Source organism: Streptomyces sp. NPDC104309 (assembly GCF_055584025.1).
The window spans coordinates 62,321-69,357 of the sequence record NZ_JBVJMV010000041.1 but is presented as its reverse complement, the minus strand read 5'-3'; the positions used below and the strand labels follow the sequence as shown (position 1 = coordinate 69,357).

Genomic DNA, 7,037 nt, shown 5'->3' with positions numbered 1-7,037 from the left:
CTTGTCCGCCAGGTAGATGCCGGTGAGCAGGCGGGTGAGTGTGGATTTCCCCGAGCCGTTCGCGCCGACGATCGCGAGGATCTGACCGCGCTCCAGGGTGAGGGAGACGCCGTCGACGGCGGGCTTGTCCTTGCCCGGGTACTGGTAGGAGACCTCTTCGAGCCGGATTTGCTCGACCCGGTCACCTGGCCTGCCGGGCCCGCGCTTGGGGGTGCGGGCCGCGGCGTTGTCGAGGAAGGCCTGCATGTCGCTCAGGTAGAGGCTGGTGTGGAAGACCGCGGCGCCGTTGATGACGACCTGGGAGAGCGCGGCGAGCGTGGCCTGCACGGCGATGACGGCCGTGGCCGCGACCGCCAGTTCGATCCGACCCGAGATCGACAGCCACGCCAGGGCTCCCCAGGTCGCGGCAAGGAACACGCCGCCGGCCACGGCGGAGATGAGAGCGATCCGCAGGGTCCGCGGCGCGGCGGCCAGGGTGCGCCGGTCGCACCGGTCGGACAGGGCTCGGTACCAGTAGACGAGGTAGTCGGTCATCGAGTTGGCGCGGACCTCGTCGCCGTACTTCGACGTGGTCGCCCACCAGCGCATCATCCCGCGCACGTTGCGGTCCGCGACGTTGGCGTAGTGGATCTCGTAGTCGACCCGGGCGGTCAGCACCGCCCCCACACCGGCCGGCAGCACTGCGAGCAGGAGCAGCGGCAGCATCAGCGGGTTCAGCACCGACAGGACCCCACCGGCGGTGACCATCCGGATCAGCGCGGACAGGAACCGCTGGGCGTCGGTGACCATCACCTGGGTGCGGATCACCCCCATCTCGGCTGCCTCGTGCCGGTCCGAGAACCCCTCCTCCGCGTACGCGGACGCCTCCACCCGGCACACCGCCTCGACCAGAGCGCTGTCCGTCTCCGTCGTCAGCCGTGGGGTGATCCGCCGCTCCGCGTACGTGGCCACCGCCGCCGCGCCGCGGCCCAGCGCGGCGGCGAAGGCGACCACCACCAGCGCCGGGACAGCTCCGTGCAGCCGGTCGCCGGCGGAGCCGTTGCCGAGAACCGGCCTCATGGCGTGGGCGGTGGCGGTCAGCAGCACTGCGGCCGAGATGCCCGTGACCACCTGGCAGCCGAGCAGCAGCTGCACGGCCCGTCGGTCGGTTCGCCACGACAGCCGGGCGATCCGGCGCAGAACGGCCGGGATCTGCGCGCACATCCGCCGGAAGGAGACCTCGGCGAGCGGATTGACAGAGTACTGCCCGCTGTAGGTGATCTCCGCCGGCGGTGGCGGAGGAGGCGCGGTGGCCTGGTGTTCGTTCGTAGCGGCCGAGGTCAACGTGGGTCCCCCTTGACGGTCGTCCAGCGTGGTCGTGAGGCTCAACGACCCGGCCGGGATATCGAACACATGTGTTTCAGTCGGTCCTGGAATCCCGAGATAGAGCGGGTGGCGGCGTGTGGAGGATGCATGGACCCAGCCCGCGCAACAGGTGTGCGAATGTGGGTGGTTGGCCGAATCGCCGACGATGGTGCTCACGCGCCCGGGATGGGCGCGTTGGCCCGCACCGGCTCGCACTCGACTTGTAGAGTGCGAACCTCCCCGTACGCCACGGACCTTTGCTGGAGCTGACTGTGCACGTGCTCGCTGCCCGTATCCGAGCGGTCGGTGGCCGGGAGCTTCCCTCCCGGACCGGAGCGGAGGTGGCCCGCGGCGATCAGTGATGCCGCCATCTCGGACGCCCTGGCCGCTTACCTGGAGCGCTACCCGGATGAGGCCGAGTTGCTGTCCCAGCCGGTGCAGATGCTCTCCAGCGGGGAGAACTTCGCCTCTCGGCGGAGCTTCCCGATGCACGTGACGGTCGGTGCGCTGCTGGTGCGTGGCGGCTCCGAGATCTTGCTGATTGAACACCGGGCCTACGGGATCACTTTGCAGCCCGGCGGCCATCTCAAGCCGACTGACACCACGCTGATCGACGTGGCTGTGCGCGAGCTCTCCGAAGAGACCGGCCTCGACCCCGGGGCAGTGTTCCCTGCGGATCCGGTGCCCGCGTATGTCGAGTACGGGCGCGTTCCGGCGCGCCCGGCAAAGGGCGAGCCGGATCACTACCACCTCGACATCGGGTTTGCCTTCACGACGGACCACGCGGACGTGGGCCAGATCCAGGAAGCGGAGGTGACCGGTGCCGCCTGGTATCCACTCACGGATGCCGAACGGCTGGTCGGCCACCGCATCGCCCGGGCAGTCAGCAGGCCGGCCCACGCGGGCTGACCCCGCAGAGCCGTACGACTCGGGTCGGCCGCCGCACCAGATCATGCTGCGCACCGGCGAGGCTCAACGCCCTCGGTCCGGCTTCCGCCGATCACGCCTGGGATCCGTCGAGTTGAGCGACGACGACGAGCCAGCTCGTGACCGTGACGTCGTCGGGACGGGTCTGGGCATACGCTTCCTGCAGGATCGCCATCTGCTGTTCGTAGGAGAAGCCGCTGTCCGAGCGGGCGAAGACCGGGATGGACAGCCAGGCCCTCCGCTCAGCCATGGTGGTGTGCTGGGCCGTGACGTCCGTTTCCAGCAGCGTCAGCCCGGCCACGGCCAGGTGGCTCGTGACGGCCGTGAGCGGCAGCCGGGGGGTGCCGCTCGCAGGCGCCGGGGGTGTGCCGTAGTCGCGGGCGGCGATCTGCTCGATCAGCGAGCCGAGCGAGGGACTGCCGGGCCGGGTCTGTCCGTCCGGGTGGGTGACTCCGGCGAATCCGCCGCCGACGTTGAACACGAACCGGCCGCCGGGCCGCAGAACGCGGCGCACCACGGCGAACACGGCAGGAACGTCCGTCTTCCAGATGGCCGAGTTGCACACGACGACGTCGACGCCGCCGGCCGGGGCGTGGTCGGCCAGGTCCTCGGCGGGGGCGGTGACCCAGGACAGGCGTGGATCGTTCAGGGTGCGGTGGCCGTACGGATGGTGCCTGGGTCGAAGGCGGGACCGAGGACGGCGGTGGCTATCGCCGGGCCGGGCAGGGTGAGGTCACCGCGGCGCAGCGCGACCTTGAGGCGGTCAGATCAGCTGCTGTTCCACCAGGCGTACATGGGCGCGGCACCTCGTCCTTTGGCGAGTGAGCCGTCTCGCCGACGGTCAGGTTTGCCGAGGAGCTGCTGTTCGATCGGTGTGAGGGAGGAATTGTCGAGGAGATGGGTGGCGGGGTCGTCGACTGGGTGGAGCATCAGTGCGATGCGGGGGCGACGCGAAAGGTTGCTGCGCCCGGCGTGCCAGGTTCGGTTCTCGAACAGGACGGTGTCGGTGCCGCTGATGTCGGGAGTGACTGCACCGGGCGGGTCGATGGCGCCAGCTGGGATGGCGGGTTCCTGGGTGAGGCGGTGGCTGCCGGGGAGGAACATCGTCACTCCGCAGTCCGGGGTGACGGGGGTGAGGTAGTGGGGAATCTTGATGGCCATGCGGGGGGTCTGGGCGAAGCCGAGGTCTGCGGTTACGCCATACATGTCTCGGTGCCAGCCAGGACGCTGGGGAGTGCGGATGGTGCGTGGCGGACCGCTGGGCAGGGAGATCAGGTGGGCGGACAGCAGGTGGATGTTGGGGCTGAGGAGGCGGACGACGGTGGGCAGGGTGCGGGGGTTGGTCAGGAGCGGGAGGAACGTACGGTCGAGGTTGAGGCATCCGCGGAAGCCGTCCTTGCCATCGCCTCCTCGGTCGCGGCCCTGGGCGATGTCGCTGGCCAGGAGCTTCTCAGCGGCGGTTAGGAGCCGGTCGCGCAGGTCGGGGGTGATCGCGTCGCGGTTGATCGCGTACCCGTCGCGTTCGAACGCGTTGATGGTGTCGGCGTCGGGGCGACGGGTGGGAGCGGGATGCTCACGCCGGTATCTCCTTCGGGGGGTCGGTGAGGGTGGTGGCGAGCTGCCACAGGCCGGCGTCGTCGAGGCCGCAGAGCTGGCGAAGGTGGTTCTGGGAGACGGGACGGCCGGGGTCGCGGTAGCCGAGGACGGTGAGCCGGGGCCCAGGGTGGCGGCGGCCGAGGAGGGCGTGGATGTCGGCCGGATGCCCGCTGGTGGCCAGGACGACCGGCGCCCGGGTGCCGAAGTGGCGGGCGAACTCGACCGGGGCGAGGGCGAGAGGGCGGGTGCCGTCCTCGGCGAGGGCCGTGAGGTCGTGGACGTGGATGTGCCGCAGGCGCAGGCCGGGGCGTTCGGCGCGCAGCCGTCGGCCGAGGGTGGTCAGGGCCTCGGCGGGTAGGTCGCCTGCGGAGGCGAGGATCAGGTCGGGCTCGTCGAGGCCGGGGTGGGTGAGGTGGGGCCAGATCGCGATGCCGTGGCGCAGTTCCTCGTCGAGGGTGTCCAGCGGGTGGTGGGCGTTCGTGTGCTTGCCGGCGCCCGGCCTTTGTAGCGCCGGAAGACCTCGGCCGTGTTGGCCTGTTCCGGAGTCAGAGCGGTGACCAGGGAGTACCAGCCGTCGGCGGCGGCTTCGGCGGCCAGGACGTCCTGGTCAAAGCGCCAGGCCAGAGCGGGTTTCTGGTCGCGGCCGACGGTGACGGTGGTGCGCAGGCAGCTGGCGACCCGGCGGGACTTGGTGATCACCCCGATCCGGGCCTGGACCTTCTCGGCGGTGGTGTAGTACCGGCCGCCGGCCGAGTTCTGTAGTTTCTCCAGATCCTCGGCGGCTTTGGCCAGACGCTTGGCGCGTGCTTTGCGCCGGCCCTCCGCGTTGCCGGTGGAGTGGACCAGGATCCGGCGCAGGTGGTGGACCGGGTCGCGCTTGCGCGGTCCTGCCATGGTGTGGACGTCTTCGAGGACCCGGTAGGACTGGCGCTGGTCGGCGGGGGTGTCCCGCTCGCGGTCGCGGTCGTTGACGTAGTCGACCAGCTCGGCGGCCCCGAGGTCGACAGTGGCGTAGAAGTCGGCTTTGACCTGGGCCGCGGGTATGGGGGCGACGAATCCGACCCGGGCGTCGAGCAGGGCGGTGATGTTCGGGTAGGACACCGGTTTAGAGTCCGCGACGAGCAGGAAGTCCTTGCGGTCGGCGATCTTCCGCAGGGCCTTTATCGCGCCGACGACCTGGGCGACCTCGCCCGCGCCGCCGTCGTAGGCCCGGTGGAAGACGGGGATGCCACCGTCGCGGGTGACGGCCACACCGGAAAACCTCCTCGACAGCCCACTTCCGCGCCCAGTCCTCCACCCGCACCATCGAGGTCGGCGAGCACAGCCGGTTGGCGATCAGCGCCTCGACGACCTGCCCGTACGTCAGATGAGCCACCTCACGGACAGTGCACAGATCGTCGATGATCCCCGCCACGTCCAGCCGGCGCAGAAACTCGGCAGAGGCAGGCAGAGCGCCCAGACGCCTCTCCATCACAGGCGCCAACTCCACCGACATACGGGGGCGCTGGACCCGGGAACGACGTGAACGAGATATCGACACGTCCAGAACAACGACCCACACCCACCGAAGTACCGGCCAGCTCATCAGCTCATCCGATTCGGCTATGTGCGGAGGATCGGCCTAGCCTGGCCCGTGTCACTACAGTTGCTGGTGCAACCCGACTACCTGGAGGTCGTGGCCAAGGAGCAACGTCTTACTCGTGGGAACTGAGGGAGGGCACGTGCCTGGCTGGTGCACTGTCGACACGGTCACGCGTGCACGCCGGTGAGCGCATACTTTTACTCTCGATGGTTCCGTCAGTGCCGGACCTGCCGTGGCGAGAGAGCCAAGACCTGCGTGGTCCACCCCAGTGCTGTGACATCTCGTGACAGATGAGAGGGTCGGACGGGTGACCGAGACACCACCGAACACCCTGCAATACCGCTTTGACGGGCCAGAAGACGCACCGGTCCTGGTCCTGGGCCCCTATCTCGGTACCACATGGCACATGTGGGATCGGCAGATACCGGAGCTCACCCAGCACTGGAGAGTCCTCCGCTTCGACCTTCCCGGCCACGGCGGCGCCCCCGCCCACCCGGCCTCCGCCGTCATCGAGCTCTCCGACCGGCTGCTGGCCACCCTCGACGGACTCGGCGTCCAGCGCTTCGGGTACGCGGGCTGCTCCATCGGCGGCGCGATCGGTGCCGACCTCGCACTGCGTCACCCGCACCGGGTCGCCTCGCTCGCCCTGATCGCCGCCTCGCCCCGGTTCAGCAGCGCCGACGAGTTCCGCCAGCGCGGGGTGGTCGTCCGCACCAACGGTCTGGAGCCGATGGCCCGGACCGCACCGGAGCGCTGGTTCACTCCCGGTTTCGCCGCCGCCCAGCCGGCCATCGTCGAGTGGGCCGTCCAGATGGTCCGCACCACCGATCCCGGCTGCTACATCGCCGCCTGCGAAGCCCTCGCCGCCTTCGACATCCGCGCTGAACTCGGGCGCATCACCGTTCCGACCCTCGTCCTGGTCGGTGCCGAGGACCAGGTGACCGGGCCGGGCGACGCCCGCACCCTGGTCGCGGGCATACCGGACGCCCGGCTCGCCCTCGTCCCCGGCGCCTCGCACCTTGCCCCGGTCGAGCAGCCCGGAGCCGTCACCGATCTGCTCCTGACCCATTTCTCCACGGCCTGGCAGGACACCCTCGCCGCCATCCCCGTACCGCCGCACACCCCGCAGCTCTCAGCCCCCGTGCTGCCCGTCGCGGAGATCACCGCCGCCACAGCACAGCCCGAGACCGGGACCACCGGACGTACCGACCCGTACGAGCCCGGCATGAAGACGCGCCGCGAGGTGCTGGGCGACGCCCATGTGGACCGGGCCATGGCCGGCGCCGACGACTTCACCGGTGACTTCCAGAAACTGGTCACGCGTTACGCCTGGGGCGAGGTGTGGAACCGGGAGGGCCTGGACCGCCGCACCCGCAGCTGTGTCACGCTCACCGCGCTGGTCGCCTCCGGCCGTCTGGAGAGCCTGGCCGCGCACGTCAGGGCCGCGCTGCGCAACGGCCTCGCCCCCGCCGAGATAAAGGAGGTGCTGATGCAGACCGCCGTGTACTGCGGCGTACCGGCCGCGAGCGCCGCGTTCTCGATCGCCCAGACCGTGATTCAGGAAGAAACGACGCCCCGTCCGTAGCAG

Annotated in this window: 7 protein-coding genes and 1 pseudogene; 2 read left to right on the top strand and 6 right to left on the bottom strand. The window is 70.1% G+C overall.

Translation table 11 applies throughout. The annotated features are described in order from the left end of the window. Positions 1-1,323: ATP-binding cassette domain-containing protein (locus ACZ68L_RS37205; RefSeq protein ID WP_469586537.1), on the bottom strand; the 1,323-nt coding region annotated here is incomplete at its 3' end. 441 nt (positions 1,324-1,764) lie between these two features. On the opposite strand from ACZ68L_RS37205, the gene ACZ68L_RS37200 reads away from it, so the two are divergent. After that, positions 1,765-2,253, top strand: a complete 489-nt coding sequence (locus tag ACZ68L_RS37200; protein WP_469586534.1) for an NUDIX hydrolase — start codon at positions 1,765-1,767, stop codon at positions 2,251-2,253. A gap of 91 nt (positions 2,254-2,344) precedes the next feature. Here the strand turns inward: ACZ68L_RS37200 and ACZ68L_RS37195 are convergent, their stop codons facing one another. From ACZ68L_RS37195 to ACZ68L_RS37175, 5 genes and pseudogenes are all read right to left on the bottom strand, one after another. Further along, complete coding sequence (locus ACZ68L_RS37195; protein ID WP_469586552.1) at positions 2,345-2,905, bottom strand: class I SAM-dependent methyltransferase; 561 nt, start codon at positions 2,903-2,905, stop codon at positions 2,345-2,347. Between the two features lie 134 nt (positions 2,906-3,039). Continuing rightward, positions 3,040-3,807, bottom strand: coding sequence for a phytanoyl-CoA dioxygenase family protein (locus tag ACZ68L_RS37190; RefSeq protein ID WP_469586550.1), 768 nt, complete (start codon positions 3,805-3,807; stop codon positions 3,040-3,042). Between the two features lie 37 nt (positions 3,808-3,844). After that, on the bottom strand, positions 3,845-4,291 hold the full coding sequence (locus ACZ68L_RS37185) for a phosphoketolase family protein (protein ID WP_469586549.1): 447 nt from the start codon (positions 4,289-4,291) through the stop codon (positions 3,845-3,847). Next, entirely contained in the window at positions 4,246-5,118 is an 873-nt protein-coding gene (locus ACZ68L_RS37180; protein ID WP_469586531.1) for a transposase, read from the bottom strand. The genes ACZ68L_RS37185 and ACZ68L_RS37180 overlap by 46 nt, the downstream gene beginning before the upstream one ends. A gap of 55 nt (positions 5,119-5,173) precedes the next feature. Further along, positions 5,174-5,338: pseudogene (locus tag ACZ68L_RS37175) on the bottom strand (DUF4277 domain-containing protein); the annotation flags it as partial. Positions 5,339-5,756: 418 nt separating this feature from the next. Between ACZ68L_RS37175 and pcaDC the strand changes: the two are divergent. Further along, complete coding sequence (gene pcaDC, locus ACZ68L_RS37170; RefSeq protein ID WP_469586528.1) at positions 5,757-7,034, top strand: bifunctional 3-oxoadipate enol-lactonase/4-carboxymuconolactone decarboxylase PcaDC; 1,278 nt, start codon at positions 5,757-5,759, stop codon at positions 7,032-7,034. Positions 7,035-7,037: the final 3 nt, after the last annotated feature.